Origin of the sequence: Mesorhizobium sp. AR02 (assembly GCF_024746835.1) — a bacterium.
Taxonomy (GTDB): Bacteria; Pseudomonadota; Alphaproteobacteria; order Rhizobiales; family Rhizobiaceae; genus Mesorhizobium.
On record NZ_CP080531.1, the window covers coordinates 4,469,667 to 4,484,909 of the forward strand.

At 63.3% G+C, this 15,243-nt stretch carries 15 protein-coding genes; 8 read left to right on the forward strand and 7 right to left on the reverse strand.

The window, feature by feature from the left end; all coding sequences use genetic code 11:
- The first annotated feature begins 213 nt into the window (after nt 1-213).
- Nucleotides 214-1,197 carry a glutathione S-transferase family protein gene (locus tag DBIPINDM_RS25705; protein ID WP_258581826.1) on the forward strand — a complete coding sequence of 328 codons (984 nt, stop codon included), beginning with the start codon at nt 214-216 and terminating at the stop codon, nt 1,195-1,197.
- A gap of 13 nt (nt 1,198-1,210) precedes the next feature.
- Here the strand turns inward: DBIPINDM_RS25705 and DBIPINDM_RS25710 are convergent, their stop codons facing one another.
- Together DBIPINDM_RS25710 and DBIPINDM_RS25715 are read right to left on the reverse strand one after the other, a co-directional pair.
- Complete coding sequence (locus DBIPINDM_RS25710; protein ID WP_258581827.1) at nt 1,211-1,690, reverse strand: ABZJ_00895 family protein; 480 nt, start codon at nt 1,688-1,690, stop codon at nt 1,211-1,213.
- A gap of 66 nt (nt 1,691-1,756) precedes the next feature.
- Nucleotides 1,757-2,251 (reverse strand): NUDIX domain-containing protein, encoded by a 495-nt coding sequence (locus DBIPINDM_RS25715; RefSeq protein ID WP_258581828.1) that lies wholly within the window; start codon nt 2,249-2,251, stop codon nt 1,757-1,759.
- A 71-nt stretch (nt 2,252-2,322) separates the two neighbouring features.
- Here DBIPINDM_RS25715 and DBIPINDM_RS25720 point away from each other — a divergent pair, with 71 nt between their 5' ends.
- Entirely contained in the window at nt 2,323-3,252 is a 930-nt protein-coding gene (locus tag DBIPINDM_RS25720; protein ID WP_258589340.1) for a metallophosphoesterase family protein, read from the forward strand.
- Here the strand turns inward: DBIPINDM_RS25720 and DBIPINDM_RS25725 are convergent.
- The 4 genes from DBIPINDM_RS25725 to leuA all read right to left on the reverse strand — a co-directional run bounded on the left by DBIPINDM_RS25725 (nt 3,236) and on the right by leuA (nt 8,734).
- Nucleotides 3,236-3,844 (reverse strand): hypothetical protein, encoded by a 609-nt coding sequence (locus DBIPINDM_RS25725; protein WP_258581829.1) that lies wholly within the window; start codon nt 3,842-3,844, stop codon nt 3,236-3,238. The genes DBIPINDM_RS25720 and DBIPINDM_RS25725 overlap by 17 nt on opposite strands.
- 109 nt (nt 3,845-3,953) lie before the next feature.
- A complete protein-coding gene (locus DBIPINDM_RS25730) occupies nt 3,954-4,757 on the reverse strand; it encodes an alpha/beta fold hydrolase (RefSeq protein WP_258581830.1) in 804 nt (267 codons plus the stop codon).
- A gap of 207 nt (nt 4,758-4,964) precedes the next feature.
- A complete protein-coding gene (locus DBIPINDM_RS25735) occupies nt 4,965-6,731 on the reverse strand; it encodes a tetratricopeptide repeat protein (protein ID WP_258581831.1) in 1,767 nt (588 codons plus the stop codon).
- Between the two features lie 257 nt (nt 6,732-6,988).
- Nucleotides 6,989-8,734 carry a 2-isopropylmalate synthase gene (gene leuA, locus DBIPINDM_RS25740; protein WP_416361710.1) on the reverse strand — a complete coding sequence of 582 codons (1,746 nt, stop codon included), beginning with the start codon at nt 8,732-8,734 and terminating at the stop codon, nt 6,989-6,991.
- Nucleotides 8,735-9,164: 430 nt separating this feature from the next.
- Here leuA and DBIPINDM_RS25745 point away from each other — a divergent pair, with 430 nt between their 5' ends.
- From DBIPINDM_RS25745 to DBIPINDM_RS25755, 3 genes are read left to right on the forward strand one after another with little or no spacing between them, the layout of a single operon-like run.
- Nucleotides 9,165-10,331, forward strand: coding sequence for an ATP-grasp domain-containing protein (locus DBIPINDM_RS25745; RefSeq protein ID WP_258581832.1), 1,167 nt, complete (start codon nt 9,165-9,167; stop codon nt 10,329-10,331).
- A gap of 4 nt (nt 10,332-10,335) precedes the next feature.
- Nucleotides 10,336-11,112, forward strand: coding sequence for an esterase family protein (locus DBIPINDM_RS25750; RefSeq protein WP_258581833.1), 777 nt, complete (start codon nt 10,336-10,338; stop codon nt 11,110-11,112).
- Nucleotides 11,112-11,426, forward strand: a complete 315-nt coding sequence (locus DBIPINDM_RS25755; protein ID WP_258581834.1) for a nuclear transport factor 2 family protein — start codon at nt 11,112-11,114, stop codon at nt 11,424-11,426. Before DBIPINDM_RS25750 ends, DBIPINDM_RS25755 begins: the two co-directional genes overlap by 1 nt.
- Nucleotides 11,427-11,495: 69 nt before the next feature.
- Here the strand turns inward: DBIPINDM_RS25755 and DBIPINDM_RS25760 are convergent, their stop codons facing one another.
- Nucleotides 11,496-13,028, reverse strand: a complete 1,533-nt coding sequence (locus DBIPINDM_RS25760; protein WP_258581835.1) for an MFS transporter — start codon at nt 13,026-13,028, stop codon at nt 11,496-11,498.
- A gap of 146 nt (nt 13,029-13,174) precedes the next feature.
- On the opposite strand from DBIPINDM_RS25760, the gene DBIPINDM_RS25765 reads away from it, so the two are divergent.
- The 3 genes from DBIPINDM_RS25765 to DBIPINDM_RS25775 all read left to right on the forward strand — a co-directional run bounded on the left by DBIPINDM_RS25765 (nt 13,175) and on the right by DBIPINDM_RS25775 (nt 15,241).
- Nucleotides 13,175-14,062 (forward strand): LysR family transcriptional regulator, encoded by an 888-nt coding sequence (locus DBIPINDM_RS25765; protein ID WP_258581836.1) that lies wholly within the window; start codon nt 13,175-13,177, stop codon nt 14,060-14,062.
- Between the two features lie 99 nt (nt 14,063-14,161).
- Nucleotides 14,162-14,623, forward strand: coding sequence for a MarR family winged helix-turn-helix transcriptional regulator (locus DBIPINDM_RS25770; RefSeq protein ID WP_416361792.1), 462 nt, complete (start codon nt 14,162-14,164; stop codon nt 14,621-14,623).
- Nucleotides 14,624-14,677: 54 nt separating this feature from the next.
- Nucleotides 14,678-15,241 carry a cysteine hydrolase family protein gene (locus DBIPINDM_RS25775; RefSeq protein WP_258581837.1) on the forward strand — a complete coding sequence of 188 codons (564 nt, stop codon included), beginning with the start codon at nt 14,678-14,680 and terminating at the stop codon, nt 15,239-15,241.
- The last annotated feature ends 2 nt before the right edge of the window (nt 15,242-15,243 follow it).

Sequence of the window (15,243 nt, forward strand, 5' to 3'; positions counted from 1 at the left end):
CGCTTCATCAAGCGCGGGCGCCCTTTCGTCGTCGGTCAAACCGGATCAAAGCAAAGTCAAACATGCGGAGTGTCCGCTAGCATCAATTTTCGGCCGCTGCAATTGGCCTGATATGTCCGCCGTCTCCGTCAGGTGACGGTCTGTTCAGCGCCTGACGTCTTCGACAGGGCAACCTTGCGCCTACATTGGGCGACAGGACGCAAGGAGATTTGCATGGGATTGCTGGTCGAGGGCAGGTGGCAGGATCGCTGGTACGATACGGCGGACAGCGGCGGCAGATTCGTGAGGACGCAGTCGCAATGGCGCGACTGGATCACCGTTGACGGGGTGCCGGCCGAAGGCCGGACGCGCGGCTTCAAGGCCGAGCCCGGGCGCTACCACCTCTATGTCTCGCTCGCTTGCCCGTGGGCGCACCGGACGCTGATTTTTCGCGCACTGAAGAGGCTGGAAGACGTCATCTCCGTCTCGGTCGTGCATCACTTCATGGGGGCGAACGGCTGGACTTTCCTCGCCGAGGACGGCGCCACCGGCGACACGCTTTACGGCCTCGATTTCCTGCACCAGATCTATGCCAAGGCCGATCCCGCCTATTCCGGCCGGGTGACGGTGCCAGTGCTGTGGGACAAAAGGGACCAGACGATCGTCTCCAACGAGTCTTCCGAGATCATCCGGATGCTCAACTCGGTGTTCGACGCATGGGGCGATGCAAGCCTCGACTTTTATCCAAAGGACCTGCGCGGTGAGATCGACCGCGTCAACGCGCTGGTCTATCCCGCGGTCAACAATGGCGTCTACCGCGCCGGCTTCGCCACCACGCAGCGCGCCTATGAGGAGGCGTTCGGCGAATTGTTCGCGGCGCTGGATACGCTCGAGGAGAGGCTGTCAAAACAACGCTATCTCGTCGGCGACCGCATCACCGAGGCCGACTGGCGGCTGTTCACCACGCTGGTACGCTTCGATCCGGTCTATGTCGGCCATTTCAAATGCAATCTGCGGCGCATCGCCGACTATCCCAACCTGTCGAACTATCTGCGCGACCTCTACCAGGTGCCTGGTGTCGCCGCGACCGTGAACCTGCATCACATCAAGGCGCATTATTACGGCAGCCACGAAACGATCAATCCGACACGGATCGTGCCGGTCGGGCCGGAGCTCGACTATGGCGCGCCGCATGACCGGGGGCGGTTCGCGATCTGAAATCGCCGAGACTTTACTGGAAGGTCTCGGCGTTGATGCGCGCCTGTCTGGCAAGTTCTGCTTTCAGGAAACTCTTGCCCATCCGGCTGGAGTAGCCCAGGGCGTTGATACCGAAAACCACAAGCCCGGCAAACAACAGGATGAAAACCCAGACGAGAGCAGGGATGGTATCGCTTCCCGGCATGGCTCCGCCCGCAACAGCAAGGCCTACGAGCACCAGTGAAAGCAGGCACGAGGCCAGAGACGAGAAAAACGTTATCTTCCAATACTCGTCTCGATTGAAAAGCCGAAGGTTCCTCTTGATGAATTTGTAAGAGGCGAAAAAGGTCGACCCGAACGTAATGGCGAAGCCGCTTGCACGGCCAAAGCTGTCGGGTAGCGACGGAAAGATCATCGCGATGCCGATAAACACGACGGTCAAGCCGACCATCATGAGACTATAAAAGCCGACATAGGGCCATACGCTCACTGATTTTACTTGTTCGACATCCATGGAATCGCCCCCCGTGTATTTTCTTGATCAATACAGCTCGGAACTTTTTTAACGGCTAAGGCAAGCTTACCAATAGGGCGACGCGGGTTCGTCCCCAAAAACCTCGGCGATCCGCCGCAGCGTCGCCGGCGTCGTGCCCTCCGGCAAATGGTCGAGCGGGAAGAAGCCGGCCTCGGCGATCTCGTGGTCCGGCTGCTTCGGCGCTGTCTGGCTGAACTGCTCGATGAGATAGAAGCCGACATGGTCGCGCCGGCTGGAGCGGCGGTTGAAATGCATCGATTTCAACACCGGCGGTGCTGCCAGCGCGATGTTGCCCTCTTCGGCGAGTTCCCGCGCCAGTGCTTCGGCCAGCGTTTCGCCCACTTCGACGCCGCCGCCGGGAAGCTGCCAGCCGGGCACATAGGTGTGACGGATGAGGAAGACGGAATTCGTCGCAGTGTCATGAACGAGGCCGCGCACGCCGAGCGTCATTGGCCGCCGCAGCACGAAATAGAGATGGAACAGCCGAGCCCTCAAACCTGCCCAGCCGGTCTGGCGGAAGGCGTCCTCCGGGTTCGCCATCAGGTGCGAAACCGTGGTTGGTAAGGAAACCTTGAGTGGAAAGCCGGGCGCTGGTCGCCTATGAGGGATGGATGTTCAGGCTCGCGCATATTTCCGATGTCCATCTGGGGCCGCTCCCCGATGTATCCTATCGCGATCTCGCCTCCAAGCGCGTGCTCGGCTACGTCAACTGGCAGCGTAACCGCCGCCGCCACATGCATGACGCCGTCATCGACGCCATCACCGCCGACATTAAGGCGCAAAACCCCGACCATCTCGCCGTCACCGGCGATCTGGTCAATCTGGCGCTCGACGGCGAGATCGAGATGGCCAAACACTGGCTGGAGACGCTGGGATCGCCGCACGACGTTTCCGTGGTTCCGGGAAACCACGACGCCTATGTGCCAGGGGCCTTCGACAAGGTCTGCCGGTCATGGGCGGCCTGGATGAGCGGCGACCGCGTCAACATGCCGGTCGACCGCAACGCATTTCCCTATCTTCGCGTGCGCGGCAATGTCGCGCTGATCGGCGTCTCGACGGCGCGCGCCACCGCACCCTTCATGGCCAATGGTTTCTTCATGGAAGGGCAGGCGGAGCGGCTCGGCAAGATTCTCCGCGACACCGGCGGGCAAGGCCTGTTTCGCGCGATCATGATCCACCATCCGCCGGTGCGCGGCGCCGTCTCGCAGCATAAGCGGCTGTTCGGGATCTCACGCTTTCACAAGATCATTCGCCGCCACGGTGCGGAGCTTGTCCTGCACGGCCATTCGCATCTGCCGTCGCTGTTTTTCATCGGTACCCGGGCGGTCCGGATTCCGACGGTTGGCGTCGCCGCTGCCGGCCAGGCGCCGGGCGGCAAGCATCCGGCGGCACAGTACAATCTGTTCGACATCGATGGCGAAAAGGGCAATTGGCGCATCCGCCTGACGCGACGCGGCCTGACCGGGCCGGCGATGCCGCCTGCCGATCTGCAGACGCTGGAGATTGGCGTGGCCGCCGCAGCCGCTATGGCCGCAAGCTGAGCCCCATCGCCACGATGCGGTCCCAGAACAGGGCGACCGACACCGCCAGGCCGACCAGCGCGCCGGCGGCGACCAGGCCAAGGCCTGACAGGAAGGCCGACCAGCCCTTGCTGCGCGTCATCGACCGCAGCGGCGGCTCGGCTTCCGCCACCTCGGCGCGCTTCATGCCGGCGGCCTCGACCCCGCCTTCCATCATCCTCTGGCGCTCGACGATGCGCTCAGCGACATAGCGCGTCACGGAATCGGCAACCGGCTTCATCTCGGTCGATTCGGCAAGCACCACGCGGCCAATGCGGGTGTCCTTGAGAAAGCGGTAGGTGCGGCGGTCGCGCCCCATCGCGACATGGCTGACGGCATCGATCCACAGGCGCGGCTGCAGCCCCGAGGAAACGACGAAGTCGAAATTGTCCATGTCGGACGGAACATCGGCAAAGACGGGTGCAAGTTCGGCGGCCAGCAGATCGAGGCGCATGCGATGCGCCTCGCGCATGTCGACGACGACATCGTCGCGGTCGGCGAAGGCGTTCTTCACATCGCGGATAGCATCGGACAGTTTTCTTGACGGATCGATCTTTTCGCCTGCGTCCTTCATCGGCGTCTGCCTCGCGGGTTTGGTTAACACGGGGTTAACACAGCCGCCGGCAAAATGCACTGGCGAGATCGACGGACCAAGGCGCTGGGGATGGTGCGTTGGAAGGAACTCAACCTGTCGCGGCGGCGAGTTTCGGGCGAACGGGCCTGGCGCGACGGTTCATGTTGCGCCGGATGATACTTACCACCAGATCGGGCGCTTCTTCGATCAGCATATGGCCGGCCTCCAGCACGTGATGCACATGAAAGCGCGCGGGCAGGTCGTCCGCCTGGGTGAAGGGCAGCACCGCGTCATCACTGCCCCACACCACCATCACCGGCATGGCCAGCCTGTCCAATTGGTCGCGCGGGATGACGCCTTGCCGGTCGTCCCTGGTCATGGCGGCCGCGATCTCGGCGAGTTTTTCCAGTTGCCCGGGCCGCTTGCGCATTTCGCAGAGCGTATCAGCGGTATGATCAAAAGGCCGTGCCCGTGGGCCCGACATGGCGGCAAGGCAGGCGCGGATCTCGGACGGGCTGCGTGCGCCGGCATAGCGGCGCAACAGTGGCCCGTTGATTTCCGGACCGAAGCCGCCGGGCGCCAGAAGCGTCAGCGAGGCCACTTTCTCCGGCTCCGCCAGGGCCATCAGCACCGCCACCGCGCCGCCCATCGAGTGGCCAACGAGATGAACGCGCTTCGGCGCCCGGGTGGAGAGATCGGCGAGAAGCGCCCTGGCGGCCACCTTGGCCGAACCGGCGCCCGGGAAATCGAGCGACAGGCCGTGGCCCGGCAGGTCATAGGCCAGCGTGCGCGCGGGAGGCGACAGGGACGAGATCACCTCGCGCCAGACATCATGGCAACCGCCGAAACCATGCAGCAGGACGATGGTCTTCGAACCAGGTCCTTGTTCGGCGGCATAGAGCGATGAAATCATGAAGCTGGGGGCTTGTTGCGGGACTGAGAAAGGCACGGGACCAGGCACCAAATGCGGCTGGATTGCTCTTCGTCCAGCGCCATGGCCAGTAAAATTTTCGCGATTTGTACGGTTGGTGACAGAACGCGCCGGCTAACCGCTATTCGATGATCGGTGCGTACGAAATCGACAATGGCCGACGCGCCGAGCCGTGGATGCTGCTTGGCGTTAGCTGGCGTTGCCAAGCCCGGCGGCGCGCAAGGCGCCGACCAGCCGCTCGGTCAGATCGGCCGGATATTTTCGGTCGACGAAGGTCGCACGCGGATTGGCGGCGAATTTCGGGAATTTGGCGGTGAGTTCATCGAGCAGCTTGCGTGCCAGGCTGTCCTGACCGGAGATCCTGGCGCCGATCAGCCGGGCGGCAAGATAGTGCGATTTCGTTGCGGTCGTTCTCAGGGCAGAGCTGGCGATCGCGGCCTTGTTGGCGTCGCCGAGCATGAATTCGCCGGCGAAAAGCCCGAAATCCCACCATGTCGGATGGCCGCTGGAAGCATCCACCGCATGGGCCAGGATCGGCGTCCCCTCGGCATACCGGCCGGCGAAAATCAGCCCGTAGCCATAGGCCGCGGCCATGGCGAGATCGTAGGGGTTGAGGTCATAGGCCTTGCGCATCCAGCGCAGCGCCTCGTCGGCGTTGCCAAGACGCGAATTGATGTAGCCGTAGGAGCGGTGGGCATAGGGGCTGGTCGGCCCCATCTGCACGGCGCGATGGGCGAATGTCATCGCCTTTTCGATCGTTGCATCCGGCGGATAGGCATAGTGGTCGTTCACAGCCTCCAGGTGCAGCGAGGCGAGTTCCGAATAGACCAGCGGTGATTTGGCGCCGTTCTCGGCAAGGGTTTCCAGGCAGCGATAGGCGGCCTCGTGGGTCTTGGCGTTCTGGTCGAGATAATATTTGTCGTTGAGCAGCAGGCACTGCGTCAGCGCGGTCTGAATGCCGCTCTGTTCGATATAGCTGTAGATCGTGCCGGACGCGGGCAGCGCTGAACTGAGGATGCCGGCGATACGGTCCTCGACGGCCGATGGCGCGCTGTCGGCGGCGGCCAGGTTGCGCGACAAAAGCACCCGTCCGGTCGCCACGCTCTGCAATTCGATGGTGATGTCGCCTGAGCCCGGCCCAGGCAGGACATCGAACATGAAGCTCGTTGCACTGGCGACCGGATCGGTCTTGTCGACGGTGTCGCGACCAATGAAGTCGATCGTATCGAAGCCGCTCAGGCCGGCGCGCAACGACGCGGCGACGCGGCTGGCATCGGTGCCGCTGGCCTTGACGGCGATATAGACAAGCGGCAAGGCCTCACTCATGGGGGACGGCGCGATGTTGCTGGTCAGGCCGCCGCTCTCGAACGTGGCCGGCAGATCGCCGCCGGCCAGCAGCGCGCCGCTGCCCTGACGCAGGATCAGGACACCGAGCATGGCGATGACGATGGCGATCGCCATCCAGAAGAACCTGAGATGGCGCGCCACCGAGGGCACGGGTGCCGCCGGCGCCAGCAATGCGGCGGCCGCAAGGGTATCGTCGGCGGCGCCGGGGTGCTCGGATGGAGCCGCTGACGTCTGTTCGGCGGGTTTGGCTGCTTCCGGCAAACGGATCGCGTTGAGCTCGTAGGCCGGGACGTAGCCGCCGCGTGGAATGGCGATGCGGACGGGCTCGGCGACGCCTTCATTGGCAAAATACTGCTGCAGCAATTCGCGCAGCCTGCCTGCCTGCACCCGCACCACGGCATCGGTCGACGGATCGAAATCGCCGTCCTTGCCGAAGACATCCATGGCGATGGAAAAGCCCTTGAGCCTGTCGGCTTCGCCGGCCTGCTCGCGTTCGACGAGATAACGGATCAGCTTGCGCGCGCGCTCGGATCGTCCGAACGTTTCGCTCGCAAGCAGTCGCTCCAGTGTCTCGCGCACTGCGGGGGCGGCAGGCGTGGCATGCTGCAAGTGTCGATCCTCTCGAAGTCGGCACAGGTTGAGATACGATCATATAGGGCTCGCACCACCACACAAGTATACACCCATTATGCGATCGCGTACCTAACCGGATAATTTTCCGGTGGTTAATGGCGCGGCCGATGTCGGCGACAGGACGAGCGCGCCGCCGCCGACATCAGCCATTCGAGGCCAAGACCTTGTTCGGGCTTGAAAAAATGACCGGCGCGAGAGCCGTTCAGATCTCTCGCGCCAATCCTTGGCAAAGCTTACCGCGCCTTGCGGCCGACGATACGGTTGGCGGCCGAAGTCACCGCTTCCAGCGAGGCGGCGACGATGTTGGTGTTGATGCCGGCGCCGAACAGCTTGCCACCGGGATATTCCATTTCGACATAGGAAATCGCCGAGGCATTTGAGCCGCGCTGCATCGAGTGCTCGGAATAATCGAGCACCGACATCTCGACACCGACATGGCGCGAGAGCGCATTGACGAAGCCGTCGATCGGGCCGGTGCCAGTGCCGGTAATGGTCACTTCCTTGCCGTTGTCGAGGATGATCGCCTCGACCACGCGCCGGCCTTTGACCACGGTATCGGGATAGGTGTGGTGGTCGAGGAATTTCAGGCGCGCGCCCGGCTGGTCGACATAGCTTTCGAGGAAGCGCTCATAGATGCGCTTGGCCGGCACTTCCTTGCCTTCGGCATCGGTGATCGCCTGGATCGCCTGGCTGAACTCGATCTGCAGATTGCGCGGCAGATTGAGGCCGTAATCGGCCTGCAGCACATAGGCGATGCCGCCCTTGCCCGACTGCGAATTGATGCGGATGATCGCTTCGTAGCTGCGGCCGACATCGGCCGGGTCAATCGGCAGATAGGGCACTTCCCACAGGCTGGTGTTGGCCTTCTTCAGCGCCTTCATGCCCTTGTTGATGGCGTCCTGGTGCGAGCCGGAAAACGCGGTGTAGACGAGCTCGCCGACATAGGGGTGACGCTCGGGGATCTTCAACTGGTTCGAATATTCGTAGACGTCCTTCATCCGGTTGATGTCGGAGCAGTCGATGCCCGGATCGACGCCTTGCGTGTACATGTTGAGCGCCAGCGTGACGATGTCGACATTGCCGGTGCGCTCGCCATTGCCGAACAGCGTGCCTTCGACGCGGTCCGCACCCGCCATCAGGCCGAGTTCGGTGGTGGCGATGCCGGTACCGCGGTCATTGTGCGGATGCAGCGAGATGATCAGGTTCTCGCGGTTGTCCAGGTTGCGGCACATCCACTCGATGCGGTCGGCATAGATGTTGGGCGTCGACATCTCGACCGTCGACGGCAGGTTGATGATCAGCTTGTTGTCTGAAGTCGGCCTGACGATCTCGGTGACGGCGTTGCAGATCTCCAGCGCCACTTCGAGCTCGGTGCCGGTAAAGCTTTCCGGCGAATATTCGAAGCGATAGCCGCCGCCGGCCTTGGCCGCCATGTCGGTGATCATCTTGGCTGCGTCGGTGGCGATGCGCTTGATGCCGCCGACATCCTTTTCGAAGACGACGCGGCGCTGCAATTCGCTGGTCGAATTGTAGAAATGCACGATCGGGTTGGTGGCGCCCTTCAGCGCCTCGAAAGTGCGGGTGATCAACTCCGGCCGGCACTGCACCAGCACCTGCAGCGAGACATCGGCGGGGACATTGCCTTCCTCGATGCACCAGCGGGCGAAGTCGAAATCGGTCTGCGAGGCCGAGGGGAAACCGATCTCGATCTCCTTGAAGCCCATGTCGAGCAGCAGGCCGAACATGCGCGCCTTGCGCTCATGGCCCATCGGGTCGATCAGCGCCTGGTTGCCGTCGCGCAGGTCGACCGAACACCAGATCGGCGCCTTGTCGATCACCTTTGAGGGCCAGGTCCGGTCGGTGAGGCCAACAGTCGGATAGGGCTGATACTTGCGGGCCGCGTCGGGCATGCCGTGGGCTGATCCGGCATCGTTGCCGGCTACCGCGGCATCAGGGCGGATTTGTTCTCGTGCGTTCATCGTCTTGTTCTCCCGGCGGCCCTCGTATCCGTCTTCAGACGGATTGCTGGCGAGTGGCGCCTTTACCAGATTTTCGTTCGCTTGATGTGACTGCCAATTTTGAGACTGGCCAAGGAGCATGCGCTTGCGCGGCGGTTCGACCGCCGGGCGCTCCTTCAGCGAACCCGGCGATCGCCGATAAGGCCGAGAAGAAGCAGGGTCGAGGCAAGCGCGCGAACGGTCTCGCCGGCAAAGCCGGTCTGACGGGAAGCGGTGATGGCGCGCGTGTTCATGCCGGTTCTCATACAGGAGCGCCCCCGTAGAGGCAAGCGGGGGGCTGAATCCGTTGAACATTATCCCTAATGCGGATGCTCTTCCCCGCGCGCCGCAAATGCGCCAGACTTGGATGCCGACGGGGCTGCGGTGCCTTGTCACCGGGAGGGGATTGTCCATGAATTTCGTGTTCTTCTCGCCGCATTTTCCGACCAACGGTGCCGATTTCTGCGACCGGCTGAAGAAGGCCGGCGCCACGGTGCTCGGCATTGGCGACGCGCCCTATGACGCGCTGGACGGCAGACTGAAAGCAGCGCTTTCGGAATATTACCGCGTCGCCGACATGGAGGACTACGACCCGGTGTTCCGGGCGATGGGGCATTTCATCCACAAATGGGGCCGCATCGACCGTTTCGAATCGCTCAACGAACACTGGCTGGAGCTGGAAGCCAACATCCGCACTGACTTCAACATCTACGGCACCAAGCTCGATTTCGTGAAGAACTTGAAGCGCAAGAGCCGCATGCGCGCCTTCTTCCGCAAGAGCGGCGTCGAGACGATCGCGCAGCGCAAATGCTCCGATCGTGCCGGTGCCATGACCTTCATCCGCCGCGTCGGCTACCCCGTCGTGGTGAAACCGGATTCGGGCTCCGGCGCCTCGAACACCTTCAAGATCTCCAACACAGGGGAGCTCGACCAGTTCTTCCGGGACAAGCCCGAGGATGTGACCTTCGTCATGGAGCAGTTCATCGAAGGGCTGGTGGTGACCTATGACGGGCTGGTCAACCGCGACGGCGAGGTGGTGCTGGCAGCCAGCCACCGCTACGACCAGAGCGTCATGGAAGTGGTCAACAAGGACCGTCATATGAGCTACACCTGCTTTCCCCAGATCCGGCCCGCGGTCGAGGAGGCCGGCCGCAAGATCCTGAAGGCGTTCGACGTGCGCGAGCGCTTCTTCCATATCGAACTGTTCGAGACCAGGGACGACCGGATCATCGCGCTGGAGGTCAACATGCGGCCGCCCGGCGCCTGGATGACCGATGCCATCAACTACACGTTCGACATCGATGTCTACGCGGCGTGGGCCGACATGGTGGTCAAGGACGCCGCCGGCGGGCCCTATGAGGGCAAGTATTTCACCGCCTATGCCAGCCGCAAGCGGCACCTTCACTATTTGCACAGCCATGAGGACGTGCTAGCCGCGCACCGCGACAAGATCGTCCACCATCAGCCGATAGAAGAGGTTTTCAGCCGCGCCATGGGAAATTACGCCTACCAGATGCGCTCGAAGGATCAGGCGGCACTGCGTGAAGCGGTCGCCTATATCCACGCGGAAAAGGCTTGAGACCATGGACATCTCCTATCACAAGCATTTCTCCGGCAAGCTCGGCCGCGACATGGAATACAAGCGCTACGGTCATGCCGGGCGGCCGGTGGTGGTGTTCCCGACCTCGCAGGGACGGTTCTATCAGTTCGAGGATTCCGGCGGGGTGGGCGCGCTTGGCGAGTTCATCGACACCGGCCGCATCCAGCTGTTCACGCTCGACGGCATCGATTCGGAGTCCTTCTTCAACAAGCATGTCGATGCCGCGCAGCGCATCGCCCGCCACGAGGCCTATTTCCGCTATGTGCGCGAGGAGGCGCTGCCGGAGGTCCTGGCCACAGCAGTGCAAGCTAATGGCGGGCGCAAGCTGAAGCCACTGTTCTCGGGCTGTTCGATGGGCGGCTACCATTCCTCGAACTTCGTCTTCCGGTTTCCGGAACTCGCCAGCGGCGTCATATCGCTGTCAGGCGTCTATTCGGCTCGCGATTTCTTCGGCAAGGCGCTGGAGGGCGACATCTTCTACAACTCGCCGCTCGACTATCTGCCCGGCATCGTCGATCCGAAGCTTTTGGCGCGGCTGAAGGCGCTCAGGCTGATCTTCTGCTGCGGGCAGGGCGCCTGGGAAGAGCGCATGCTGGTCGAGACGCGCCAGCTGGAACAGATCCTGCGCGACAAGTCCATTCCGGCCTGGGTCGATTACTGGGGCGGCGACGTCAGCCATGACTGGCCATGGTGGCACAAGCAGCTGGTCTATTTCTTCGGCCGCTGGCTGGATGATGATTTGATGCACAGGCTCGACTGATGACCACACCCGACCCCATCCGCCGCTTTGTCGAGGCCACCAATGAAGGCGACACGGAAGCCTTTCTCAACACGTTCAAGGCTGATGCCTCCTTGACCGACTGGGGACGGTCGTTCCAGGGCCGCGAGCAGATCGCGCGCTGGAACCAGTCGGACAATATCGGCGTGAAGTCGCATCTGAGCATCGTCAGCATCACGCCGGCGGAAGGCTCCTATCGCGTCCGCATCGCCGTCAAGGGCAAGGGCTTCAACGGCGAGGGCGATATGACCTTCACGCTGGATGGTGACCGCATAGCGAGCCTCGTCATCACGTGAGGTCGCTTATTTTGGTGCATGTCGTTTTCCCAAAGCCGCTGCGCACTTTTGGGCGACATGCACTGACCGCTACCCTTCCTGGCATGCCTGTAGCGGGACGGCTTCGTGTTCCGCCGCCGATCCGCGGCGCAGGCCGAGGAAGACGACAAGAGCGGTGACGATGGTGATCGCGGCCAGCACGATCAGCAGCCTGTCGAACGCCGTCTCGTAGGCCCCGACCAGAATGGCCGCGTTCGCCGTCGGCAGATGTTGCGCCGTTTCACCGACATTGCCCGTTACCAGCAATTGCGCTGCGGCAGCCGCATCCCTGGAAGAGGCTCCCTGGGCGGCGAGTTGTGCCGCGGTGAAGCCTGACAGGGTCGCCATGACGATGGCCACCGCCACGCCCTCGCAGGCGACTCGCGTGGTGTTGAAGATGCCGACCGCCATGCCGGCGCGCTCCCTCGGCACGACGCTGACGGCGAGCCCGTCCATCAGCCCCCAGGGCAGGGCGATGCCAATGCCGATCAGCACCAGCGGCGCCACCAGCGCGATGGCGACCGGTGGTGTCAGGCTCAGCCAGACGAGGCCGGCGGCAGCGATGAGCAGGCCCGCGCCGCAGATCGTGGCCGGCGCGGTCCAGCGCGCCAGCTGCCCGGCAAGCAGGGGCAGGATCAGCAGCGGCCCCGAGAGGCAGATCATCAATTGCCCAGCCTTGATCTCGCTCATCCCTTCGATGCCGATGAAGCGGATCGGCAACAGCACCAGCAGGACGACGAAGCCATAGGCGGGTGCCGCCGCCAGGAACTGGACGCCGACGAAGCGGGGAAAGCGAAACAGCGTGAGATCGAGCATCGGCCGGCGCACGCGCCGCTCAACGACTACGAACGCGGTGAAGAAGACGACTGCCGCGGCGAGCAGGGCGATGACAAGGGGATCGGCCCAACCGCTCTGCGGCGCCTGCAGGACACCATAGGCCAGCGAGGCCAGCGCTATGGTGAAGGTGCCGGCACCCGCCCAGTCGAGGCCGGTCGCATCCGGGTCGCGCGATTCCCTGATGGTGCGCAGGCCCAGCACTGCCGAGGCGATCGCGAGCGCTGCGACCAGAACAAAGATCGAGCGCCAGCTGAATGCGGAGATGAGCAGGCCGGAGGCAATCGGACCGAAGGCCAGGCCGATGCCGAAACTGGTGCCAAGGAAGGAGAAGGCGCGCAGCCGCAGCGGCCCTTCGAATTCCTGGGCAAGTGCCGAGGCGCCGCCGGCGAAGGCCAAGGCACTGCCGATCCCTTGGGCGGCCCTGAAGATGTCGAACCAGACGATGTCGGGCGCCAGCATGGCGCCCAGTGACGCCAAGACATAGAGGCAGAGGCCAGCGAGGAAGATGCGCTTGCGGCCGTGGTTGTCGGCGAGCGCGCCAGCCGCCATCAGGCTGGCGCCGAAGGTCAGCATGAAGGCGTTCGTCACCCAGTTGAGCGCGATCGGGCTGCCGCCGAGATCGGCCGCGATGCGGGAGAGTGCGACGGCCGGACCGGTGAAGGTCAAGGGCATGGTCATCGCGGCAAGGCATACCGACAAGAGCACGAGCCATCGCTCGGCCGGGCCGGTTGTGGTCTTCAAGGTCATGGATTTTCCTATCTGAAGCAGCATCCGCCGGTATGCCGCGTGGGTCGTGGCGCCGGTCGTAACGACAAGATAGGTCGACAGCCTTTCAGGAAAAATGGTATTATATCTCCTGATATACCGGACTGAAACGCTCGAATGGAAATGCGATGGATCGTCTCAGTGGCCTCCTGGCCTTCGCCCGCACTGCCGAGCTCGGCAGTTTCATTGCCGCCGGCCGCGCGCTCGGCATTTCGGCTTCCGCCGTCGGCAAGAGCGTCGCGAGGCTCGAACAGGAGCTCGGCGTGCGGCTTCTGCAACGCAGCACGCGGCGGATCGGCCTGACGGAAGAGGGCAGGCTGTTCAACGAGCGGGTGCGGCGCATCCTCGACGACATCGACGACGCTGAGGCGATGCTGTCGCGAACACGGGAGACACCGCACGGACGGCTGCGCGTCTCGACCCCGATCGTCACCTATCATCTGCTTTTGCCGGTGCTGTCGGAGTTCATGGCTCGCTATCCCGAAATCGAGCTCGATATCGATTTCAACGACCGCGTCGTCGATGTCATCGAGGAAGGCATCGACGTCGCCATTCGAAGCGGCCAACTGCCCGATTCACGATTGGTGTCGAGACCCGTTGCGCCCTTTCGCATGCTGTTGTGCGCGGCGCCCTCCTATCTCGACCGCCATGGCACTCCCGGCGAGCCGGCGGATCTCATCAGGCATTTCGGCATCAACTTCCGCTTTCTCAACAGCGGCAGGCTGCTGGAGTGGCCGTTCATGACCGGAAGCGCTGAACCGCGGATCCGCTCGATGCTGACCTGCAACAACATGGAAGCCTTGAAGGGCGCCACGCTCGCCGGACTCGGCATCTCCTGCATGCCCGATTTCCTGGTCTGCGAGGCGCTGCGCGACGGCAAGCTGCGCACCGTGCTGGACGATCATGTCGACGGCCGTGGCCAGTTCCGGATGCTGTGGCCCTCCAATCGCCATCTGTCGCCGAAGGTGCGCGTCTTCGTCGATTTCCTTCCCGAGCGGCTTGCGGCGCCGCGATAGGCGGGCACGACCTTTGGCCGGCCTGAGGTCACGGCCTTGTGATGCCTAGATATGAAGGTAAGCTTTGAAGTTTACCTTCATATTTGTTACAAAGCAGCCATGAAAGATCACGTGTCTCCGCAAGACGATCCGGAAACCATGCGTGCGATGGCTTTGGCGGCCGAGCTTCGGGTTGTCGCCGGCAGGCTGATCCGGCGCCTGCGTGAACAAGCAGGCGACGGCGATCTGACCTCGTCGCAGAAGTCAGTGGTGCTGCATCTGGACCGAGAGGGTCCGGCGACGGTCACGACGCTGGCGCGCGCTCAGGATATGCGTCCGCAATCGATGGGCGCCATTGTTTCAGCGCTGCAAGTGGCCGGTCTGGTGGAAGGTGCGCCGGATCCGGCCGATGGCCGGCAGACCCTCCTGTCGCTCACACCGGCCTGCCGGGACATGATCGCGACCGGACGGGCGGCAAGGCAGGATTGGCTGTTCCGCGCCATCCAGTCGAAGCTTGACCACGAGGAGCAGGAGCAACTTGCAGGCGCCGTCGAACTGCTCGGGCGCCTCGCCGACTTCTGACCAATCGTCCGGCGTGCAACGCGCGCTGTTCCAATCATCGGAAGGAAAACACGGATGGCAGTCACCACGCTCGACCAGAAAACGGCACTTATCGTCATCGACCTGCAGAAAGGCATCGTCTCCTTGCCCGCTGTCCATCCGATCGGTGACGTCGTGCGGCGGGCGAGCTCGCTTGCCGATGCGTTCCGCGGCCGCGGCTTGCCGGTCGTGCTCGTCAATGTTGCCGGCGCGCCTCCAGGTCGGACGGAGCAGGCGCCTCGCATGCGGGAATTTCCCGCCGGCTGGGCCGATCTTGTCCCCGAATTGCAGCAGCAGCCGGCGGACCACACCGTGACCAAACGCACCGTGGACGCCTTCGTCGACACTGATCTCGGAACCTGGCTCAAGGGCGAGGGCGTTACCCAGGTGGTGATCGCCGGCGTCTCCACCAGCATGGGCGTCGAAGCGACAGCACGCCATGCCCGCGATCTCGGGTTCAACGTCACGCTGGCCGTCGATGCCATGACCGACGGCAATCCCGACGCCCACGCCAACAGCATCGATCGCATTTTCCCGAAACTCGGCGAAAGCGGCACGACGCGGGACGTCCTCGATCTCCTGGCGAAGAGGAGTGCCTGACA